Raw genomic sequence first — 23,457 nt, forward strand, 5'->3', positions numbered from 1 at the left:
GTCTATTTTAGATAAAACACAGTCTTCTTATTTCCTCATCTTTACGTAATCAGGTTCTGATTCCTTACAGGATTCCTTTGCTTTGTGGTAATGTTTCCATTTTCAAAAACAACAGCTCCATTGACGATCGTTGTCGTTACTTGCCCTTTGAATGTCCTGCCAACATACGGCGACTGCTGATGGCGGTAGAACAAATCTTCCTTTTTCAGCTCAAAGCTTTTGTTCAGGTTAACTATTGCCAGATCAGCGTCGCTATCAACAGCTATTATCCCTTTATGGGGATAAAGGCCAAATAACTTAGCTGGATTCGTTGACGTTAATTCAACAATCTTCCCCAGCGGAAGATTACGGTTAAAATGCCCCTCCGTCAGCATAATATTGAGCGTAGATTGGGCACCGGAAATACCGCCCCAAGCACTGAAAAAGTCTTCATTCATTACTTCTTTCATAGCTGCAGGTGCTGGTGAATGGTCGGATGCTATGACGTCAATTTCACCGTTTGCTATAGCTTTCCATAATTCTTCTACTTCCTTCTCATCACGCAGTGGAGGGCAGCATTTTGCCAATCCGCCTTTTTCTTCCAAGTCTTTTAATGTCAAGGATAAGTAATGAGGGCATGTTTCTACCGTAATATCCAGGCCTCTTTGCTTTGCCTCATTAATGACTTCCACTACTTTCCGGCTGCTTGCATGAACAATATGCAGTTTACAACCTGTAGCCTCAGCATATGTAATAATTCTTCTTACCGCTTCGATTTCAGAAATTATCGGTCTTGATTCGACGAAGTCCTTTGCTGTCGTCTTATTTTGTCTTTGTTTTTCCAGTGCAAGCTGATCACAAATGACTGTACTTTCAGCATGAACGGCTAAAAGTGAACCTACAGAGGCAATTTCTCTCATCCCTTTAAAAATCGTCATATCATCAACATGATTGAAATCAATAATTCCGCTCGGTGACATAAAAGCTTTAAATCCAATTACTCCATTTTCATCAAGTTCCTTAATATTCTCAATATTTTCGGGTACAAGTCCACCCCAAAAGCGGAAATTGACTATCGATTTTTCTTCGGAGCAAGCTCTCTTCAATGCCAAAGATTCTTTATTGATCGTTGGTGGTGTACTGTTCAATGGCATATCAAAATAAGTTGTCACCCCACCTGCGGCTAAACTTCTGCTACCAGTTTGAATCCCTTCCCACTCCGTTCTTCCTGGCTCGTTGAAATGAACATGAGTATCAATTAATCCTGGGAGGATATGCTGCCCTTCAGCATTAATTTCTCTCGTTGCAGTAGCATCAATATTTTTGCCGATAGACACTTCTTTAATTTTACCTTCCTTAATTGCGATATCTCCTTGAACAATCGAATCCACCATTACAAGATTTCCATTTCTTATAATCAGATCATATGTAGCCATAGCTTCATTCCTTTCTATTAATTAATATTTTTACGTCCAACCTTGATGAAATCGTAAACTATTAAAAACAAGATGGATCATTTTGAGATCTTAAAATTGTATGCGCTTCCAAACATTGATATAGTCAGTAAATATAATAAAGCCCTGAGAAAAATGGTATGTAAAAAATATATTGAAAACAGTTTCATTACCTCTCAATACTCTATACAATTGATTATATGCGCATTAATTTACAAAATCATTATGCAGTGTAAACAACTTCCATTTAAATTTTTGTACAAATTTAACAACATTCTTTTGCTGCACTATATATAAATCAAAACTTACAAAATGTAGAATTAGAAGGTGTATGATGAAAAAGGTAGAAGATTTATTTATTGTTGATGTGTTTCGAGAAGCCAAAATTATTGCTGGACATGCCGGACTTAAAAGGGAAGTAGCCTCAATTGAGATCTCAGAAACACCAGATGCAATAAATTTTTTGGCTGAAAACTCCCTCTTATTGACAACAGGATACGCTTATAAAGACGATCCACATGCATTATGCAAGCTCATTTACCAGATTAATGAACGTCCATGTGCAGGGATTGCTATTAAACTTAAAAGATTCATTGATAAAATACCACCTGATGTAATCGAATTAGCAGATTCCTTAAAATTTCCAATCATCCAAATTCCAGAAACATTAACATTAGGTGCGGTTGCTCATCAATTATTAAGCTTTATATGGGATAACCAAATTGAAGAGTTATTTTATGCGATGCATGTTCACAAGGAATTTACCAATATGATGATAAAAGGCTACAGTCTGAATTCTTTAATTAAAAATCTTGGTTCCTTGTTAAAATGTCCTGTTCTCCTACTTGATCCTATTGGTGATGTGGCATCTTTTTCTCATCATTTTCATACAGGAAATATGAAAACCGTTATGAAAAATGTTCAGGAGCACATTAAAAATGATATAGAAACATACCTTGAACAAAACGAATTCACAATCGACATCGAAAATACAGACATTTCCATAAAAATATTCCGGGTGAAAACAATGCGCCCCTATCCATATTTACTAGTTATTCTTCATCCTGAGAAGCTTTCATACCCTTCTTCCCAGTTAGCTATAGAGCAAGCATCAACAGTCATTTCATTCACTTTACTTAAAAACGAGGCCATTAGAGAAAACAGTCGTTTGTTAGAAAATAACTTTTTTGCTTCCCTCGTTGATGGAAAGATTTCTAATAAACAAGAAATCATTCACAGGGGAAAACAGCATGGCCTAATCGACAATATGAAATACGTATGTATTGTATGTAAGATTGATGATGATAAACAAAACGCTTTACAGAAAAGTGCAGAAATAATGAATAGATTATATGACTATTTATACAAATTTTTACATAAGTCATTTTTAAAAATAGATACTAACAACATCGTTTTTATGAAAGATGGTTATTTTGTTATTTTGATGCAATTTCCTCTGAATAGTAATGATTCAATTAAAAGCTTAATAGAAGAAAGGTTGGTGGAATTCCAGAATGAGGCTCATTTAAATCTGAAAATTCCGTTATCATTTGGTGTAGGTAATTTTTTTAATGACCTTACCCATATCCATCTTACATACGAAGAGGCTGTGGAAGCATGGACACATGGATCTGAACTGTTCCAAAATAAATTTATAAATTTTTACGAATCCAAGCACCTAATCGAACTGATTCGGTTAATTCCCGAAAAAGATTCAAAAAAGTTTTATGAAAATACTTTACGTTCTTTATCCTATCCGAAAAATAAAGATGAAAAAGACTTAGTTAATACTTTATTGGTATATTTGGATAATAATTGTGAACTTGCGATTACATCCAGGAAACTGTTTGTTCACCGTAATACCGTTAAATATCGAATTGCCAAATGTGAGGACATATTAAATTATTCGGTCCATGATTCAAAAAACTCACTTCATTTACGTATAGCTTTACTCATGTGTGCAATTTTCACAGATAACAATGATCAATAAGTGATTGTAATTTATACTAAAGCAGGTATTGACCTAAGCTAGGCTTCCCTTGGAAACAATGAAAAAACTCGTGATCCGATACAGTCGGATCACGAGTTTTTATTGTACGTTCTCTCGTAGTGGGTAGTTTTATATTCTATAGAAAATCTTATATGTGCTCAATGTAGTTTTGCTATTTTAATTACAGCAGAGTAAAGAACTCTAGCCCCAACACCCATATCTTCTAGAGTAACGAATTCCTCAGGGTGATGACTAAGTCCTTCTTTACAACGAACGAAAATCATGGCAACATTCGTTACATCCGCCATGGCCATCGCATCATGCCCAGCACCGCTTACAAGACTGATGGCGCTTCCATCCTGTTCGACTATGGATTCTTCGATAACTGTAATCAATTGTTCATTACAGTATACTGGTTCGGCTTCCATGACTTGTATAAACTGAATTTGGAGTCCTCTAGCTTTTGCTACTCTTTCGCTTTCGGTTAATATCGCATCAATAGCTTTTTTCTTACGATCAACATTTAAATCACGGATATCCAGCGTCCCTGTTACAAGGCCGGGTATTACATTACTAGCACCAGGACTTACAGTAAGTTTACCAACAGTGGCTACTAATGGTTCATTTTTGATAGCGATGTTCTCAATGTATGAAATGAGATCACTAGCACCTAAAAGGGCATCTTGTCTAAGGGCAACAGGAACTGTCCCTGCATGTCCAGGTTTCCCGATAATTTCAAAATAAAATCTTGTAGCACCAGCTATCCCACGAACTATTCCCACAGGTTCATTCTCCCTCTCGAGCACAGGCCCCTGTTCGATATGAAGTTCTAAATAAGCGAGAAGTTCTTCTGGAGTACGACTGGCATTATTATAAGCATATGGGTCAGCAATACCAATTCCTTTCAACGCTTCAGCAATTGTTATGCCTTGTTCATCTGCTCTTTCTAAATCTTCAGCAGTAAAAGTTCCTGCAATCGCTTTACTCCCGAGGAAAGTTGAGTGAAACCTTACCCCTTCCTCATCACAAAAACCAACCACTTCGATTGGATTGTCTAATATAATGCCATTGTCCTTAAGAGTTTGAACAACTTCTATTCCAGTTATAACACCTAATATACCGTCATATTTACCTGCTTCAATCACGCTATCCAAATGAGAACCAATCATTAAAACTGAAGCTGCAGGATCTTTCCCTTCATAACGTCCGATTATATTGTTAAGGGCATCTTTTCTTACTTTCATCCCAGCTGCTTTCATCCACTCTTCAACTAGTCTTTCTGCTTTTAAACTTTCCGCTGTGAAAGGTAGTCTTGTTACACCAACAGATGTAGATGAACAAGTAGCAAGTTCTTCGATTCTAGTGCTGATTCTTATAGCATCAACATCCTTCTGAAGTTTAACCAATCGATCACTTCCTTGCCAATTTGATTTATAAAATATTGGGTGTCTATTACAAAATCCTGTTATTTTAGTTAATAAGCTAATCAATCTTTAGATTAAAAGTGACAAGCAAAAGCGCTTGTCACTATTCATTGCATATGGATAGACTAACCAACTAAACGGCCTTTTTTAGAATGCACTAACGACCATGCATCAATGAGAGTACGTTTTGATTGTGCAATTACAATATCTGATGATTCTGTACCTACAGGTTTCACTTCAAAAGCAACCATATTCTTATTGCCTTCACCGATATAACCAATTTCTAATAAAGTTCGTAAATACTCCGCTAATTCCGAAACATCGACTTCACTTCCAGGATAACCGAAACGTGGATGCTGATCACCGTAAGCAGGATCAGAAGTATCTTTAATATAGCAATTTCCGATATGAGCATGATTAATATAATCACGAGCAACGGTTAAAGCATCATAAGATGTTTCACGTTGCATTGGTAAATGACTTAAGTCAAGCATTAAACCGAAGGTAGGATCCACTTTGCGAACCTCTTTTGCAACTTCAACAGCAAGTGTATTCGAACCGATTAGACATTTTTTATCAGTCTCATCATCAAATGTTTCAAGTGAAAGTACTAAATCACCTTTAGATTTTGCATAATCACATAATTCCTTTATAGAATTCGTTAGTAATTGTAATGCAACATCTTGCTGAGTATCTGGTTTAGCCCCACTCAAGAAGCCCAATTTAGCGGCATTTAATTCGTAAGCTTGATCAATTCCACCCTTAACTAAATCGATGGCCCTTCTACGCTCAGTTTCATCAAAAGAGTTAAGGTTTCCTTTGTTTCTTAACAGAATGGGTTGGGCACCAAATCCGACAGTCATTCCACCAGATTGTAAAATTTGAGTAGCGTCTTTACGATCTTCAGGATTGTTAATGGATGTAATTTCTATTCCAGAGAAAAAATCATCTTGTACAATCTTCTTGATTGTTTCAACAGTTGGACCATCTCCACCCATTGTTTCCGGATAAGCCATAAAGTGAACAATTCCGACTTTCATAGAATTATGAAGATTTGCTGACATTGTTTCGCCGATTTTTCGGCTTCCCTCCTTTAATTAACCAATTATCTAAGTACAGTCAATACTGCTTTTCAATTAATATGTTTTTTGAAGCAATAGGTTATATCCCATTGCTTCAAAAAAATCACTCCAACCATAATGTTCATTATTTAGAATAATCAATTTTTTCGGAGTATTTGAATCCATTTAGTGCACCGTTGTTAGAGAATTCGCATGCGTTCTTAGGATCTGGATCGACGATGACTTCGATTATATATGGTTTGCCTGAGTCAACTGCACGTTGTAGAGCTGGTTTGATATCATCATAATGTGTAACAAGCTCACCACGAACACCCATACCTTCAGCGGTTTTAACAAAGTCGATTCCTCGCTCTTCATTATCACATAATTCATTTTTATAAATTAAGTCTGTAGAAATTTGGCGTTCATTATAGAACCAGTTTTGTTGTTGTCTAATTAATCCCATTAATGAGTTATTCATACAGAAAATAATTACCGGAATATCATGTTTTGCAGCTGTAGCGATATCTTGTAATGACATCCCTAAGCTTCCATCACCAAGGATGTTTACACTTTGTCTTTCAGGAAATGCAAGCTTCGCTGCCATTGCTGCACCAAGGCCCCAACCCATTGTCCCTGCGCCACCCGTTAATAAGTATGTTCTTGGTACATACGTTTCAAATAATTGAGAGGACCAGATTTGGCTGATACCGCAGTCATGTGATACGAAGGCATCGCGATCCAGGAATTCACGAAGTTCGCGCAATGCACGCTCTTGCCTGATTGGAAGTGTTGTGTAATCAGTTTTACGAGCCCATTTCTTACGCTCTTCAGTTAAGTTAACTCTAGAACCTACTTCGGCAGTTGCAGCTACATGAGCGCCAAGTGCTTTATGGGCTTCTGCAAGTTTAACCATGAATGTTTTAACATCAGAAACGATACCTAGAATCGTTGGTACAACTTTACCAATTTCCTTATTATCAAGATTCACGTGGATAATTTTCTTACCGTTTTGCGTGAATACCGATACATTACCAGTCGATCGGTCAGCAAAACGTCCGGCAAGATTGATTACTAAGTCAGCTTCGACAATTGTTTTGTTACCGAATGGAGTATCAAGCATTGTTCCCATACGTCCAGCGAATAAAGGGTGATCGTTAGGGAATGTATCCATTCCCATGCCAGAAGTTACTACAGGGATTTGCAGTTCTTCAGCTAATGCTTTTAATTCATTGGTAGCGTTTGCAATGTTGACCCCTCCACCAGAAAGTAAGACCGGTCTTTTAGCGTCTTTTAATAATTCTAATGTTTTCTCGATATCAGCGTCAGACGCTTGTGGTAAGTTATCGACTGGAGTAGAACCGATAAGCTCATCCAGGTCAACTTCTATTTCAACTTTTTGTTGATCGACTGGTAAATCCAGAAGAACCGGTCCTTTTCTCCCAGTAGTAGCTGTTACCCATGCTTCATGGATAAATTCAGCAGCTTTCGAACCGTCAGTTAAACGGTATGCAGCTTTCGTTACAGGCTTTGCCATTTCAACGATAGGCGCTTCTTGGAATTGCATGGTTCCAATTAAACTATTTTTTTGTTGACCAGTAATTGCTATCATTGGAATTGAATCCATCCATGCACCGTAAAGACCTGTTAAGAAGTTAGTTCCACCAGGACCTGATGTGGCAGCACATACACCTACTTCACCCGTTGCTCTTGAATAACCGTCAGCCATGAAAGCACCCGTTTGCTCGTGACGGACTATATATGATTCAATTTTAGTTAATTCTTTTACTGCATCATAGAAGGGTAAAATTGCAGCTCCCGGTACACCGTAAACATGCTTCACTCCTCTTTTTTCCAAATATAAGGCAATTAATTCAGCAGCTGTCATTTTTTGTTTAGCCATTTATATCTCTCCCTTTTGATCCTTTTTTATATTTTCAAAGATTTGTGCAATCGAATCTTTATCCCCAACATTGCCAGGAAATACGATATAAGGTGTATTTTTAAACTTAGCTTCACTTCCGGTTAACCATACTGGAACACCGGCGATTGCTTGCCCTAAAATTTTTGCACGTTTTATTTCCAAGCCCTCAGTTGCCACATCACTAGAAGTTATGCCGCCTTTTGCAATGATGAATTTCGGTTTAACTTTTAATGATCGAATAACTTGAACTAAAGAACTTGAAATGGTTTGACTAATTCTTAAATTTTCTTCCTTATCTTTTGCACTAATTAAATCCCTACTTGTATATACAAGCGTATCGCGATTAGAAGAAATATTATGATCTACCAATTGACATACTCGTGTTAGCTCTTGGGTTCTTGTTTCTTTATTTAGAACTTTCACAACATTGATTTCGATTTGTTCAATCGGGTTTTTATTCATCAGTTCCTTAATTTGTTCCGTAGTTTTATTCGTGTGAGAACCTACTATAATAAATCCACCATTGTTTTGGTTTTCATCATTTGAAACAATCTCATTAGCTGATAAATATGGACGATCCTGAATTCCTGCAATCGATTTTACAATAGAAGCTGCAGTTCTAAACAAGAATTGCTTGCCAGCATCGATGGCTTTAAGGACAGCTAATGATACGATGTCTAAATCATAATAAGATTTGGCATTTACTATAATAGGGGTATTATTGTTAGCAGATAGTAAAATCTCATAAACTTTATCAATGCCACCATTATGGATATCTTCAAGTGAAATGATCAAAGCTGAATCTGATGATATGCTTCCATTTGTCTTCTCTTCAATCCATTTCGGCAAATTAGCCGTATTGAAACCGAAAACGGAATCATTCGCAAATTCTGTTTCATTTACTGGGACAAGCTGACCATCCATACCTAAATAATGAATATTATCTATAGTGTAACGATGTGCTTCAAAAAAAGCCGGTATGATTAAATGACCTGATATTTGTACATCTGCAGTTTTTAACAATTCATCTTGGAGCACATCAATTTCTAGTGGATAATGCCCTCTTAATGTTGAGTCACTTCTACTGATGATTGAATAATTAATACCCATTTCCTTAGTAACGTCAACAATGTTTTGGACAATCTCCCTATTGATGTTTTCCGTTTTTTCAGCATTATAACTTCTTGTGTTCGTTAAAATATAAAGTACACTTCTCTCATCAGATAATCCTTTTTTAATCCAGTCTTTTCCCCAGTCCGTGATGACAAAAATATCATGTACCGTTTGGACACCAGTTGGATCATCATCTAAAACGATAAACTTATGTTTTGTTTCTTTTAAATGAGCCCTGATTTTAGCACGAAGGCTATCATCCGATTTAGAGAAGAGGTTTAAAGTATCCGTTAAACTTAGATATTGGGTTACGTTTGACAAAAACCCTCCCCCTTTCATTATCTGATAATGTGATTAGTTAGTAACTCTATGCCCTAATAATTCATTTGTAGTAGAAACAATTCGGTGTGCTCTTAATTCAAAGAGATCAAGTAATTCATCCATTTTCCCAGAAACTCCAAAACGGTCATTTGTACCGATTCTTCTTAATTTAGCTGGTTGGTCTTCTGATAATACTTCAGCAACAGCACTGCCCAATCCACCTATAATTGAATGCTCTTCAACTGTGATAACATGTTTCGTTTTCGCAGCAGATGCAATAATGGCTTCTTTATCGATAGGTTTAATTGTATGGATGTGTAAAAGTTCAGCACTTATACCTTGCTTTTCCAATTCACCTACTGCTTTTAGTGCTTCATCAAGCATTATCCCAGTACTGATGATTGTAATATCAGATCCTTCACGGTATTTAATTGCTTTACCTATTTTGAATGGTTCTTCTTTTTTTGTAACGATCGGTACCGGTAATTTGCCAACACGCAGGTAAATGGGTCCGTCATGGTAATAAGCCGCTTCCACTGCTTTTTCCATTTCAACCGCATCAGCTGGAACGATTACAGTCATACGTGGAAGTGAGCGCATCAAGGAAATATCTTCTAGCGGTAGATGTGTTGCACCTTCTTGAGCAGCTGATGTACCAGCGTTATGACCGACAATTTTCACATTGTTATTTGAATAACATACAGAAATTCTCATTTGATCAAATGCGCGCCCAGTAAGGAAGTTTGCATAAGCATTCGCAAACGGAACTTTACCCGCTACTGCCATACCAGCTGCAGTACCTACTAAATCACATTCAGAAATACCGATGTTGAAAAAGCGGTCTGGAAATCTATTTTTATATAAATTTGTCATATTCGATTTTGCGCAGTCCGCGTCAAGTACTACTAAATTGTCATGTTTTTCTCCAAGTCTGATTAGTGCATCAGCAAAGCCTTTACGTGGTGCTTCTAGATTTGCCATCTTAAGCCAACTCCTTTAAAGCGATTTCTAATTGCTCATCATTCGGAGCCAATCCATGCCAATCATGCGTATCTTCCATAAATGAAACTCCCTTGCCTTTAACCGTATGAGCTAGAATTGCAGTAGGTCTGCCTTTAGTCCGTTTAGCTTCTTTATACGCTTCATTAACTGCATTAATATCATGACCATCAATTTCAACAACGTGCCAACCGAAAGCCCTGAATTTATCTCCAAGATTTTTAACACCTTTTACATTTTCAACGAAATCATCAAGTTGAATTTTGTTCCAGTCGATAATCGCACATACGTTATCAAGATTGTAATGTGCACTCGTCATCGCTGCTTCCCATACTTGACCTTCTTGTAATTCTCCATCACCGATCATGCAATATGCTCTTCTATTGCTACCATCCAGTTTTGCAGTTAAACCAACACCATTTGCAACTGATAATCCTTGACCAAGTGAACCTGAAGATATGTCTACACCTGGAATATGCTCTCCGCATGGATGTCCATGTAACCTACCGTCAACATCCCTGAATGTCATTAGCTCTTCAACTGGGAAGAAACCTTTTTCAGCTAATACTGAATAAAATACAGGGGTACAATGCCCCTTTGATAGGAAGAAACAATCTCGTTCTTGCCAATCTGGATTTTTAGGATCAACATTCATGTGCTCAAAAAATAGTACGGACATAAGTTCAGTAGCTGATAAAGAACCACCGGGATGACCGCTTCCAGCATGATTCGTCATTTTAACTATGTGCCGGCGAATTGTTTTCGTTAAATTATCATAAAATTTGCTTTTCTCTTTAGAAAAAACCACTAATAGTCCTCCTTTTAGTCTCGTAATAAGCAACGCTGTTTCATTAAATAACTAAAAAAATAATAATGTGTATTTGTTGCTTATCAACTAACCTTGTTTCTTATTTTGATATTATCACCGTTTTTTGAATATTTCAAGTATTTTCGTCATTAAATTCCTTAAAAGTTTTTTCGCATGGAATCAATAAATTTCAAAAAAAAGAACTGGTCTTAAACCAATTCTTTTTTCACATTATTTAATTGCCTGTGTAACCAAGCCTTTTGGAAATTTTGTTACCAATATCCATAATAATTGGCTTAATTTCAGTTAATCTTTCTTCAGTCATTCGGATGCTGGGTCCTGATATACTGACCGCAGCAGTGATTTTCTTCTGGTGATCAAAAATCGGCGCTGCAATACAGGAAATTCCCGGTTCATTTTCTTCAACTTCCCTACCAATACCTTCGTTCCTTATTTTTCCCAATTCTTTAAAAAAAGAATCTTTATCTATAATCGTTTGTTCAGTATGTTTTGGTAAACCATGCTTGTCAATTATATCTACAATCTCATTTAATGGCAGATGGGCCAAGATTACCTTCCCAACTGCCGTACAATGCATTGGGGCCCTTCTTCCTACTTGTGAATGTGTTCTAAGGGTTTCACTCCCCTCAAGCTTTTCAATATAGATTACCTCTCCTTGATCGTATACGGTCAAGTGAATCACTTCATTAATATGTGATTCTAACTCTTCCAAAAAAGGTTTAGCTTGAGTTCTCAAGTCAATAGATTCAAGCAGCATCGAACTTAATTCTAAATATTTATAGCCTAATCTATATTTTTTAGTTTCAGGATTTTGTTCGATGAATCCATGATCTACAAGAGTACTTAATAATCTGAATATGGAGCTTTTATTTAAGTCCAGGTTAGAGGCCAGCTCAGTTACCCCAATCCCTTCTTTCCGCTTGCTTACTAATGATATAATTGTTAACGCCCTATCTACTGACTTAACCATTTACATTAACCTCCGATTAAATCCTATATTACTGATCTGTTACTTTATCTTAACACAAGAGCAATCCTCAGACATAATAGCATTCAAAAAATAAAGCAAAAAGAAGGTATGACATCAAGAGCAGCTTAAGTGCCCTTAAGGTCTACCTTCTTTACAGTTCTTTATGCTTGTACGAAACTATTTTTTGCCGAAATGAATTTCCCTATTGGTTCACTTACAATCCCTTTCTCAAAATCAAACACTAGTTGTCCCCTTACAAACGTTTGTGTCACTCGACAGTTAATCTTTCTGCCAACATAAGGGCTTTGTTGATGACGGTAATACAAATCTTCTGACTTAACAGTGTACGATTTATTTGGATCAAGGAGAATGATATCGGCGTCATAGGAAACTTTAATGCTTCCTTTATTTCTTAAGTTAAATATTTCTGCAGGCTTTGTCGCAATCATCTTTGAAAAATCATTTACGGAGACCCCACGATTCTTAACGGCCTCGTCAAACATTAAATCAACATTATTTTGGCAGCCACTAATCCCTCCCCACACTTCAAACATATTATTTGTTTTGCTCTGCTTCATTTCTGGAGGGCAAGGGGAATGGTCCGACGTCAGGATATCAATTTTCCCTTCCTTAAGAGCTTCCCATAATTTTTCTTGTTCTGTTTTAGAACGAAGCGGTGGCGCGCATTTTGCAATAGGTCCTATCTTTTGAAAGGTTTCCGTATTTAACGTGAAATAGTGAGGACACGATTCTATCGTAACCTCTTGGCCTTGTTTACGTGCTTTAAGGATTTCCTCAACAGCCTCTGCACTGCTAATATGAACAAAATGTAATGTACATCCAGTCTCTTTACTTAATAATAAAGCACGTTTTACAGCATCAACCTCAGTGAAAATCGGGCGGGACTCTACATAATCTCTTGCTGTTGTCTTTCCTTGTTTTTTCTTTTCAATTGCTAGTTTATCAGTAAGGTCTGCATTCTCAGCATGTATCGATAAAACATGTCCCAATTCCGATAGTTTTTTCATACCTTGATATAGCGTAAAGTCATCAACATTTTTAAAATCTCCAATTTCCTCACTACCACATGTAGCCATAAAACATTTGAAAGCCACAACACCTTCATTAGAAAGATCTTCTAAATCTGCGAGATTATCAGGAACTAATCCACCATACAAAGCATAATCAACATACGCCTTATTTTCAGCAGATTTTAATTTTAATTGCAATGAACTTTTTGTAGTCGTTGCCGGCAATGCGTTTAGAGGCATATCAACAAATGATGTTGTCCCCCCTGCAGCTAGTGCTTGAGTTCCTGTTACAAACCCCTCCCACTCGGTTCTTCCTGGCTCGCAAATATGGACATGGGCATCGATCATCCCAGGCATGACATATTGATGGGAAGCATCTATGGTTTCAGCGGATTCCCCAACTATTTCTTTTGAAATTTCTGAAATTTTACCATTAAGTATGCCGATATCTAGCTGTTCTACTGTATTTTCCATTACTACATTCCCATTCTTTATAACTAAATCAAACTTCATTTTTCCAACTCCTTGGTTTTTTAAAATTTTCTGTCTATTGACATTACTCAACTACCCTGTTTTGTTTCATCCTCAGCATGCATCCCTAAATGTACCTTTTCGAAAATAGTGCCCTTTTTGAATTTAGAACCTTTAAATGCAAATTTCATCAAAAGCAAATAGGCAATCCCCCCCACAACAACACCGATAATCCATGCCAGCTCCACTTTCATAAAGGCTGCGCCGGCCCCGATGAGCAATGCAAGCATCGCTGCCGGATTATAGCCGGAAAATGGCCCGTCTTCCTTATACAAATCGGCAACATTTACTTTTTGCTTTCTTAATATATAGTATTCGATTAATAAGATAGAAACAATCGGACCTAAAAATGCGGAATATATAAGAATGAAAATACCAAGTCCCTTTGCCGAAGAATCCTGTACAAGGACCCAAGGGAATGAGCAAGATGCAAGCAGTCCGGTTATGATAACTGCAGGTTTGTATTTCATTTTTGTAAGCAATGTAATAACATAGGTTGGCGGGATAATATTGGCAACCATGTTTACGGCAACCGCACCTATAACAATGAATGCGGATACAAAGAGTGTAATATAAGAGTTATCCACAACGACCGCAAAAGCTTTCACAGGATTGGTGATGCCGGTTGCCGAAGCAAGCATTCCACCGATTGCAAGTGTCAAGCCGTACGCTATTAAAATAGGCAGAAAGTACAAAAATCCGCGTTTTGTGTCGCTAATACCAGACTTTAGCTCTCTTGAATAGTCCGCTGCACTTAAAAAAATAGCCGCATAATTTCCCATAAACATCATTATGAAGGCAAAGAAGGGCAAGCCCCATGAACCTTCTGCATGAACCCATTTTTCTGTAATAACATCGCTGTAGGATGTTAGAAGAACACCAAATACATAGAGAAGAGCTAATACAATAACAATCGAAGCAACCGTTTCCACCCATTTAATGGCATGGAATCCATACAGCGAAAGCGCAATTTGCACGATTTGTAGCACTACAAAGCAAATGGCAACATTATCAAACGCACCGCCCGTAGATATCTTAGCAATTTCATTTAAGGCAGTACCGCCAATCCAGCCCTGAAAGCCGTACCAAACGATGGCGGGAATACCTCGCATGAGTGATGATATGACGGAGCCTTTCAGTCCAAAGGACATTCTAAGCTGCACAACATATGGTATTCCCGTTCTGTATCCAAGTCTATCATTTAAAGCAAAAACAGTTGAAATGATACCAATTGCTATGATGGCTGCGGCAAAAGTCTGAAAGATGTTTAACGTAGCTATTCCTGCTACCATCATACTAGCTCCAAGCGTCATATTACCAAGATTAACACCGTCTCCAACCCACATGAAAATATAGTTTGACGGACTTACCGTCCTACCTTCCTCCGTTTTCGGTTTAAGTGATTCATCCACACCCGTATCATGTTGGATCTGCGTTTCTTGTGGAACGTAACTTTCTAAATTTGTAGACATGATACACCCAACCCCTTTTCTATTATTTATCGCATTTTTCATAATTGGTTTACCAGTTAGGTCATAGATGTTTACCAATAAACTAGAATACAATCTTTCTTCTGCATGTCATTTTCTGTTCTTCATACACAGGAATTAAAATTATAATTTGTATGGCAACTTGCTTTGATAAAAGTAGCATTTCCCACCATATGATAGATTGTTTGATCGTGATTATGTTGTCTATTAAGCAACAACGTTCCTAAGAAGATGAAAAAAAAACAGCATGTCAACTACGTTAAATTTGAAATTAAATTAGCTGTGCTGTAGCACCTCCTTAAGAACCCCCGTGGGTAAGCGCTTTCATAAGTGTTAATTTACATGTCAAAGACGATAATCGTAATTCTTCATTAAAATGAAGCTTTCAATTTCACTAAGCCTTAAGATTAAATAAAAAAAATATGCCTCCTTTAAACAGAGTGTATATTGTTTACTTATATCACTTTTTAACTTTTAGCAATGACTGAATTGCTTTTATGGCTGCTTCATAGTTAGGATGTTCCGTAATTTCCGGAACGTATTCAACATACTGTACAACATCTTTTTCATCTACAACGAATACTGCACGGCATTCTAGACGATGTTCCTTTATATATGTGCCATAAGCTGTTCCAAATGACATCCTAAAATGATCTGAAAGAGTTTTTGCTTGTTCTATTCCTGCAGCTCCACACCATCTTTTTTGTGCAAATGGAAGGTCTACACTAATTGTTAACACTTCTACATCATTTCCTAGATTGCTGGCTACTTCGTAAAATTTCCGTGTTTGTGCGTCACAAACTCCTGTATCAAGAGAGGGAACACATGAAATAAGGCGAACTTTCCCTTTCGAATCTTCAAGTGTAACTTTTGAGAGGTCGTTTGCTAATACTTCAAAATTCGGTGCTTTATCACCAAAACGAATTTCAGTCCCAATCAATGTAACTGATTCGCCACCAAAGGTTACTATACTTGATCTTTCTTCAGACATATTATTTTCCTCCTATTTCCTTAGTGATTCTTCTAAAAAGAAGATTATCTTCCAAGTATTATAACAATCTATTTTGTCATTAAAGGGATACAGTTCCAAGTCGATATACTATTCCTTTTTAAACAAAGTAAGAAGCGCTATCGCTACTTATTAAAAAGTTTTCAATTTTTTCTTTTACTACGTTTCGAACTGCGTTTTGGACTGAAGTTAATGTTTCCGTTGGTAGTTCCGACCACTCTTTTTCTGTAACATAATTTTCTCTATTAAGCGTTTTCATCATCATATGTTCTAAATCTGTTGCAATATTCACCTTGCTAATTCCGCCATTTGGAATTTGAATTGCATGCTTGATCATCTCTGAAGGAGTGCCTGAACCGCCATGTAACACTAAAGGTACGGATGTTAATGCACGAATTTCAATTAACCGTTCAATATCGATTTTGGGATTTTTAACAAGATAAATCCCATGTGAGGTTCCGACGGATACAGCTAATGCATCAATACCTGTCTCTTCAACAAACTGCTTTGCTTCTTTAGGCTCTGTAAATAGCTCTTCATCAACGTCTGTTTCAATAAAATCTGTTGTCCCTAACTTGCCCAATTCAGCTTCAACCGTTACTCCTCTTGAATGTGCATACTCCACAATCTTTTTTGTTATCTCAATATTTTTCTTAAATGGTTGATCTGATGCATCAATCATAACCGATGTAAAACCAACTTCGATGGCTTCAGCAATTACATTGAAATCCTTAGTATGATCCAAATGTAACACAGCAGGTATGGTAATGTTCTCCTCTTGGATCACACGATAAAACTCTCGGCTAAATTCCGCTAAATTAATCCCATATCGTTCCTGCTCCCTCTCAGAAGTTTGAACAATAACCGCAGATTTCTTTTCTTGAGCCGCTCTAAGTATAGGTGCAATCATCTTTGTAGCTCTAGGAGTAAACGAACCGACAGCAAATTGGTTTTGCATAGCTACTGCAAGTACCTTTGTTAATGAACTAACATTATGCATTTTTAAGTTAATTTTCATTCATTCAAGCTCCCTTAATATTGATTTACCTGATTTCGTTCATTCCTCCCTCTCTCTGTTAGTTAATAAGCAACTGCGTTCCCTTTTTATTTTAATTACTTTTCTGAAAATTACAATACTTTTTCTCTCTTTCTTACCTACTATCTGAAAAAAATCTACTTGTTTGTACGGGTACTTTCAAATTACCGAACCCCAATATTTAAGGATTAGAAATTATAGTATACACTTTATTAATCGTTACCATAGTTTCACCGGTTACCGAAATATCTCTTAACGATGTAAATCTGCATTTACCTGACTCTTCTTCATGATCTAAAAATAAGACGTTTATTGTTACTTTCCATCTATAGTGCAGTTTATAAAATCTCATGATTTCACTGAAATTAAAAAACGCCTGCCAGATGGCAGCCGCTTATTCACAAAGTATTTGTCTATATACTGCCATGAATCATACTGATGAGTTTGTAATTCAATTTAAACTTCTACCATCATATCTGTTTTTAATGGATTTTCCTTTTCATTATTATTGCTGATCGTAAGGGCAATAATTGCTGCTACAATTATTGCTGCAAACATTAATATGAAAGATGAATTGTAAGAACCACCGCTGCTTTCAATCATGTATCCCATTAAAAACGGGGCGATAAATCCTGCAATTGATCCGAAACAGTTAACCGTAGATGAGCCTGCAGCCATTATTTTGGAAGGAAGTGTGTCAACAACCAAACCCCAGAATGCTCCTTGAGCTAAGAACATGAAGAATGCTGCAACACATTGATAGGTTATGACCATTGCAGTGGAAGGAGCTTGAAGCATCAATAATAATGCTACCCCGCCAATTACAGCATTAGGGATGAACACCCATTTTCTTTTTCCTTTTACTTTATCTGACAAGTACCCACCAAGAATAATTGACACTGTACCTACTAGATAAGGTAAGGCACTGAAAATACCAGTATTCATTAAAGAAAGACCTCTAACATTTATCAGATAAGATGGAAGCCAAGAAGTGAAGCCCCAGAAAGTTATATCAAAGAAAAACCAAATAAGCGCCATTTGCCATAAAATAGGTTTTCTTAAAAGTTCCTTAAAGGAAACTCCTGATTTTTTTTCGTCCTTTGATTTTTCTGCCTCCATGTCTTCTTCTAATTCTGCAAGTTCTTCTTTCGTCATTTTAGGATGATCTTTCGGATTATCTTTGAATTTAAACCAGATATACACACCGATTAAAGTGCCCGGGATACCCATTACGATAAACACTGTACGCCATCCAAATGCCGCAATAATTGCTGCAGCAGCAATAGCAGCAAGAGCCGGTCCTAACGTATTAACTGTTGACTGAATTCCTGTAGCTGTCCCTCGTTGCTTACTAGGAAAGTAATTTACTATCCCTTTGTAAGCAGCGCCTGGTAAACATGCCTCACCTAAACCGAATACGAACCGAACAAGTAGCATAAGCGGATAAGAAAAAATCAAGCCAGTCAATGAAGTGAAAATTGACCACCATACTATCGCAATGCTCATCACACGACGAAAGCCGAATTTATCCGATAACATCCCGCCCGGTATTTGGAATAGTGCATAACCTGCAAAGAAAATGCTTAACAGTAACCCTTGAGCTGTCGCCGTTAGATTTAGATCTTCACCAATAAAAGGCAATGCAATCGTGATAACCATTCGATCAAGGAAAGAAAACAACCAACATAACCATAAAACAAATAAGACAGTATAACGAACTTTCCATTTAGATTTCTTATTCACCTGCAGCTGTTTGTTCATTAATCAAAAACCTCCTGAATGATTTCATTTCTACTCTAAAAACACTGGACATTACCTACTGATCCCGCTTATACAAACGCTTACATTTTTCCCAATCCAAGAAAAACATCATTAGTATATATACATCGACATAGCTTTTATTGGTGTTGTTAAGCTAAACCTGTGAAACTTTCTATAGTTGGGTTGATGAAGCGCTTTAAATATCCCCCCCATAAATAGATTTGAAGAACAGTATTAAACCACACTTATCGTTTCTCAATAAACAACACCGTTTTTTACTATTTCTAAAAAAATTTGTATAAAAATAGTTATAAGCTATGTCGATATGTATAACAATTGTGTTGATTTTGAGGTTTAAAGGATAGGCAAGTTACAAATCGCGGTAAACTTATGTCCTATACAAATCCCCTCATTCCTTCATTATCCGTTTTTGTTGCTTGTTAAGAAACTTTGTTTCACCATACTTCCGAATCAACTTATTTATAATATTCATATCTGAAATGAATTCTAACATGTGCACGAATAACTTTCAAGAAAATTCAGAATTTTATATTTTCACTTTATATTTTTTAACACAGCCATTCTCTTTTACTAGTAATTGATATTTTATTGTTCTGATTTTAAAAAAATCGTTGGAAAATGACTGAAAACCGTTTCCCCCTTTCCATTGCAACATTTAATATTATGATTTAACTCTGTATAAAATAAATTAACTTACAAACTCAAAAAAAACCTTATCTATTTTAACTATCCGGCCCCGATAGGTCTTTCTTGCGTCATAAAAACACCCCTTAAAAAGTAGAGTAAGTGTCTACCTTTTAAGGGGCACATCATCAGTATGGGTTTTGTTTAAATTTTCATTCTTCGTATTTTAATATTAGACGTTTGTTTAATGGTTGAATGTCACGATTATTACCATTGTAATAGCTTTGGAAGGTTTCAATTTGAGCTTTCGAAACATCTACTGGATTTTTCATGACATACCATTCCACATTTTCTGAAAGCGGGGGAGTAGTCAATGAACCAAGGTAGTGATAATAACTTTTATTGGCAGGAAGCATAGTAGCAATATTGATTTCACCAACAGAGGTGTTTTTATCACCTTTTTTAATGCTATCAATCACTTTTTTGAATCCTTGATTTTCTGCTCCTTCTTTGAAGAACACACCAATAACGGCTAGTCGACCGTCTTGTGCTTTGTTTACAAAATGAACTTCAATTGGATAATGCTTACCATCAAGTTTATGTTCACTAGGTGCATGAATGTGGAATTGTTTTAAATCAAAGTTACGACCATTGATTTTTGCTGTTCCGGTAACACCTAGTTGAATACTGTGGCCATTGTCCTCTGCAACAAGTACAGCTTTATTATAGTTAAGTTCAATTGCTCCACTGTCTTTCATTTCCTGTGTCTTAGTTGTCTCAATGTCGATAGGTGATTGTGTATCGCCTGATTCTAACTCCCAATTCTTTTGATCTTTGTAATTCACTTCATGTGTTGCAGTAGTCTTTTCTTCTTTTTTGACAGTTGAAGTTACGTTATTACATCCTGTGATAAGTAGGGAGGATGTCAGTAAACTTATCCATATACATTTCACTTTCATGTTAAGCCTCTTTTCTTAGAAGATACGTATAGTATACGCCTTAAAAATAAGTGTCACAATATGTTTGGTTTTCATGCAACATTCCAAGCCCTAAAAACTAAATCCTAAAAAACATCATCCTATTCAACATATTATAGAAAGAATCGTTTTTTTTCGTTTTAAGGGAAATGATTCTCCTTAGCTTAATCGCTCTGTGGCGGACCGCAATCATTAAAAAACCGTCCAATTTACATAAATTGGACAGTCTTACGGATAATAGAATGAAATTATCCTTTGTGAGGGAAAGTATTCACTTAGCTGTACCAGCTTTATTTATCAATTCCTTCACTACGTGCAATGCGGATTCATAATCTGGATGATCCGTGACTTCCGATACGTATTCCACATACTCAATAATTCCTTCTTGATTTATGACAAATACTGCCCTGCATTCCAGTCGATGTTCTTTCATATACGTCCCATATGCAGTACCAAATGACAAATCAAAGTGATCGGACAGAATGGTTATAGCATCGACATTACTTTCTTTAGACCATCTTGCTTGAGCAAAGGGGAGGTCTACGCTGATTGTCAAAACTGCTACATCTTCACCCATATTGCTTGCTTCTTCATTTAAGAGCTTTGTTTGTAAATCACATACACCAGTATCAAGCGAAGGAACAGTTGTGATTATGCATGTTTTATTTTTATAGTCTGTTAATTGTGCTTTACGGCGGTCATTTGTTAATACTGCAAAGTCAGGAGCCTTATCCCCTACTCTTAGCTCAGGACCAATTAAGGTCACTGGATTACCGCCTAATGTCACTGCATCAGTACGCTCATATGCCAATTTGAACCCTCCAATTTCCTTCCCAATTCACTAGCTTCCTCGGTAGGTGCTATATCCTCCTGGAGCAACAAGCAGAGGAACATGATAATGTTCTTCAGTACTGCTTATTCCAAAACGAAGTGGGACCTTATTTAAAAATGGCCTTATATAAGAATCAGTCGCTTTATCATTGAAATATTCCCCAACATAAAAGACAAGCTCATATTCAGCTGGTGTAAGATCATCCCCTTGAAGAAGCGGATCATCTACTCTCCCGTCTTTGTTCGTATAGACCTCTTTAATGAAAGTATGTTCTCCATGGTCTGCTATGGCCCAAAGTTCTATTTTCATCCCTTGTGCCGGCAGACCTTTAGACAGGTCTAAAACATGTGTCGTCAGCTTACTGTCCATTACCGGGAAGCCCCTACAGTTGATTCAGCTGCCTTTTTTTGTTTAACGTCTTCTTGTGTAACCACAAAGCCTTGGAAGCCAAACGGAGGACGAGGTTCTTGATAAACACTTCCTTCTGAATTCGGAATGGTATCAACAACTGTTTCCCAGGTACGATTATTGGTTTTAAATTGAACATTCGCCAACTGAGGGAAACGTTCCAGAATTCTGATACCAATATGATAAATGAGCTGCTGGATCGAACGGTTATCCAGTTCATGGAACACTGTGTTTGCAATATCACAAATTTGTTCTGCTGCTACATATTTTTCTGGGTTCGCTCCAGTGCCATCCTCCCAGCGGCTATATTCCCAATCGAAATCCAAGTAGATAAATAGTGGACGATCATGAGCTTCTGGCAGTGTGGTGTATTCATCTTGAATAAATCCATAAAAAGAGCTTCCTTTAACCTTGATTAAATGGACATCAACTATTCCACTCGAATGCTTAACGATTTTGCTTCCGGTAGGTGTCCTTTTCACTTCGATCGTAGTGGTAGCTCTTTCATTTCTGGAACATCGATAGACAACATCACTATTTTGATGTCCTTCACCTTTTGGAACGAGTACATGATCGAAGGGAACTTCAGTTGCTGTCAGTTCTACCGCATCTATGTGGCTATACTTATCAATGAAAACCTCACATATGAACTTTAAAAATCCTTCCGCCGTATTTCCTTGATAATTGGCCGCCTGGCGATGAATGATGTTTTTCATGGAATCCGTTGCAACCACCAAGCTATTATTTCCTTCCGTAAAAGAAGATAAAAAAGCTTCCCCTTTTAGAGAAATCTGGCAATTAAAACCGAAAATGGTATTATCTCTTTCTATGAAACTTGATTCCGGTATTTTCCTCAACCCTGTAAGAGGCTTTACAAAAGTCCTATATACAAATACATCCCCTTTACCGTAGTACATCGTTCTATTTTCATTTTGAGCTGTCATATTATTCCTCCTATTTAATAAAATCAGATAACCTGTGGCTGGCAATTAAGTGGATTTGCTTGATCGCTTCCTTACGTTCATTTGCCTGATCCAACCCAATCCTTCTTTTCATCTCTGCCTTTATCACCGTTTTATCGCTGCCACGGACAGCATATATGAACGGAAATCCAAACTTTTCTTTATACTGATTATTTAACGCATGAAATTCTTCGAATTCATTGGGAGAAAGCGCATTCAAACCGGCTGCGGATTGTTCTTTTACTGATGCTTCAGCCATATCAATCCGGGCTGCTAAGTCAGGGTGAGACTTGATTAATTGGAGCTGTTCCGATAATGAGGCATTCTGCACAACCATTTCCATTTTCCGTTTTAGGTCCGCTAAGGAAATGAATGGCTTGTAACCCCATGAACGCTCTGCTATCCATGGAGAATGTTCATATACCCATCCTAACTTTTGGATGAATTCCACCTTGTTCAACTCATTTATGCTATTAAGGTCAGATATCAATGCAGGCCCTCCCTTCTTTCAATTATTTTTATATAATTCTAAACATTCTTAACTTAATTGAATTATATACATGTGCTTATTTATAGGTCATTAGCTGAAAAAGCTAATATTTTTCCAAACCTTTTGTGCTTACCGCACTCACCTTTAAAGAAACAGGCTCTCCTTTTAGCTTAGCTTTAGTTGCTAATATTCAAAAAATTAGTTAAATTAGAGAAAAAAGG

Annotated in this window: 19 protein-coding genes; 1 reads left to right on the plus strand and 18 read right to left on the minus strand. The window is 36.9% G+C overall.

Going from position 1 to position 23,457, the window contains the following annotated elements; translation table 11 throughout:
• Nucleotides 1–41: 41 nt before the first annotated feature.
• A complete protein-coding gene (locus ASU00_RS16340) occupies nucleotides 42–1,415 on the minus strand; it encodes an allantoinase (RefSeq protein WP_057914544.1) in 1,374 nt (457 codons plus the stop codon).
• Between the two features lie 352 nt (nucleotides 1,416–1,767).
• Between ASU00_RS16340 and ASU00_RS16345 the strand changes: the two genes are divergently transcribed.
• Nucleotides 1,768–3,423, plus strand: coding sequence for a PucR family transcriptional regulator (locus ASU00_RS16345; RefSeq protein ID WP_057914545.1), 1,656 nt, complete (start codon nucleotides 1,768–1,770; stop codon nucleotides 3,421–3,423).
• A 158-nt stretch (nucleotides 3,424–3,581) separates the two neighbouring features.
• Here the strand turns inward: ASU00_RS16345 and ASU00_RS16350 are convergent, their stop codons facing one another.
• The 17 genes from ASU00_RS16350 to uraD form a co-directional block, all read right to left on the minus strand.
• Nucleotides 3,582–4,829, minus strand: coding sequence for an allantoate amidohydrolase (locus ASU00_RS16350; RefSeq protein ID WP_057914546.1), 1,248 nt, complete (start codon nucleotides 4,827–4,829; stop codon nucleotides 3,582–3,584).
• 143 nt (nucleotides 4,830–4,972) lie between these two features.
• Nucleotides 4,973–5,911, minus strand: coding sequence for a sugar phosphate isomerase/epimerase family protein (locus ASU00_RS16355; RefSeq protein ID WP_057914547.1), 939 nt, complete (start codon nucleotides 5,909–5,911; stop codon nucleotides 4,973–4,975).
• A 142-nt stretch (nucleotides 5,912–6,053) separates the two neighbouring features.
• Nucleotides 6,054–7,811: a thiamine pyrophosphate-binding protein gene (locus ASU00_RS16360; RefSeq protein ID WP_057914548.1), complete on the minus strand. Its 1,758-nt coding sequence runs from the start codon at nucleotides 7,809–7,811 to the stop codon at nucleotides 6,054–6,056.
• A complete protein-coding gene (locus ASU00_RS16365; protein WP_057914549.1) occupies nucleotides 7,812–9,266 on the minus strand; it encodes a four-carbon acid sugar kinase family protein in 1,455 nt (484 codons plus the stop codon). It lies immediately after the preceding gene.
• Nucleotides 9,267–9,299: 33 nt separating this feature from the next.
• Entirely contained in the window at nucleotides 9,300–10,247 is a 948-nt protein-coding gene (locus tag ASU00_RS16370) for a transketolase family protein (RefSeq protein WP_057914550.1), read from the minus strand.
• A 1-nt stretch (nucleotide 10,248) separates the two neighbouring features.
• Nucleotides 10,249–11,073, minus strand: a complete 825-nt coding sequence (locus ASU00_RS16375) for a transketolase (RefSeq protein ID WP_057914551.1) — start codon at nucleotides 11,071–11,073, stop codon at nucleotides 10,249–10,251.
• Between the two features lie 235 nt (nucleotides 11,074–11,308).
• The gene (locus ASU00_RS16380) at nucleotides 11,309–12,064 is read right to left on the minus strand and encodes an IclR family transcriptional regulator (protein WP_057914552.1); all 756 of its coding nucleotides are present in this window, start codon (nucleotides 12,062–12,064) and stop codon (nucleotides 11,309–11,311) included.
• A 161-nt stretch (nucleotides 12,065–12,225) separates the two neighbouring features.
• Nucleotides 12,226–13,608 (minus strand): allantoinase AllB, encoded by a 1,383-nt coding sequence (gene allB / locus ASU00_RS16385; RefSeq protein ID WP_057914553.1) that lies wholly within the window; start codon nucleotides 13,606–13,608, stop codon nucleotides 12,226–12,228.
• 47 nt (nucleotides 13,609–13,655) lie between these two features.
• Nucleotides 13,656–15,098, minus strand: coding sequence for an NCS1 family transporter (locus tag ASU00_RS16390; protein ID WP_057914554.1), 1,443 nt, complete (start codon nucleotides 15,096–15,098; stop codon nucleotides 13,656–13,658).
• 478 nt (nucleotides 15,099–15,576) lie between these two features.
• Nucleotides 15,577–16,107, minus strand: coding sequence for a thiol peroxidase (gene tpx, locus ASU00_RS16395; protein ID WP_057914555.1), 531 nt, complete (start codon nucleotides 16,105–16,107; stop codon nucleotides 15,577–15,579).
• A 118-nt stretch (nucleotides 16,108–16,225) separates the two neighbouring features.
• Complete coding sequence (locus ASU00_RS16400) at nucleotides 16,226–17,143, minus strand: class II fructose-bisphosphate aldolase (RefSeq protein ID WP_057914556.1); 918 nt, start codon at nucleotides 17,141–17,143, stop codon at nucleotides 16,226–16,228.
• A gap of 474 nt (nucleotides 17,144–17,617) precedes the next feature.
• A complete protein-coding gene (locus tag ASU00_RS16405) occupies nucleotides 17,618–18,922 on the minus strand; it encodes an MFS transporter (RefSeq protein WP_057914557.1) in 1,305 nt (434 codons plus the stop codon).
• 857 nt (nucleotides 18,923–19,779) lie between these two features.
• Nucleotides 19,780–20,526: a carbonic anhydrase gene (locus tag ASU00_RS16410; RefSeq protein WP_057914558.1), complete on the minus strand. Its 747-nt coding sequence runs from the start codon at nucleotides 20,524–20,526 to the stop codon at nucleotides 19,780–19,782.
• A gap of 289 nt (nucleotides 20,527–20,815) precedes the next feature.
• Nucleotides 20,816–21,355 carry a thiol peroxidase gene (gene tpx, locus ASU00_RS16415; protein WP_057914559.1) on the minus strand — a complete coding sequence of 180 codons (540 nt, stop codon included), beginning with the start codon at nucleotides 21,353–21,355 and terminating at the stop codon, nucleotides 20,816–20,818.
• A 30-nt stretch (nucleotides 21,356–21,385) separates the two neighbouring features.
• A complete protein-coding gene (uraH, locus tag ASU00_RS16420) occupies nucleotides 21,386–21,745 on the minus strand; it encodes a hydroxyisourate hydrolase (protein ID WP_057914560.1) in 360 nt (119 codons plus the stop codon).
• Entirely contained in the window at nucleotides 21,745–22,728 is a 984-nt protein-coding gene (pucL, locus tag ASU00_RS16425; RefSeq protein ID WP_057914561.1) for a factor-independent urate hydroxylase, read from the minus strand. The genes uraH and pucL overlap by 1 nt, the downstream gene beginning before the upstream one ends.
• Before the next feature lie 10 nt (nucleotides 22,729–22,738).
• Nucleotides 22,739–23,236 carry a 2-oxo-4-hydroxy-4-carboxy-5-ureidoimidazoline decarboxylase gene (gene uraD / locus ASU00_RS16430; protein ID WP_082630384.1) on the minus strand — a complete coding sequence of 166 codons (498 nt, stop codon included), beginning with the start codon at nucleotides 23,234–23,236 and terminating at the stop codon, nucleotides 22,739–22,741.
• Nucleotides 23,237–23,457 lie beyond the last annotated feature (221 nt).

The sequence above is a fragment of the Peribacillus muralis genome (assembly GCF_001439925.1).
Taxonomy (GTDB): Bacteria; Bacillota; Bacilli; order Bacillales; family DSM-1321; genus Peribacillus; species Peribacillus muralis.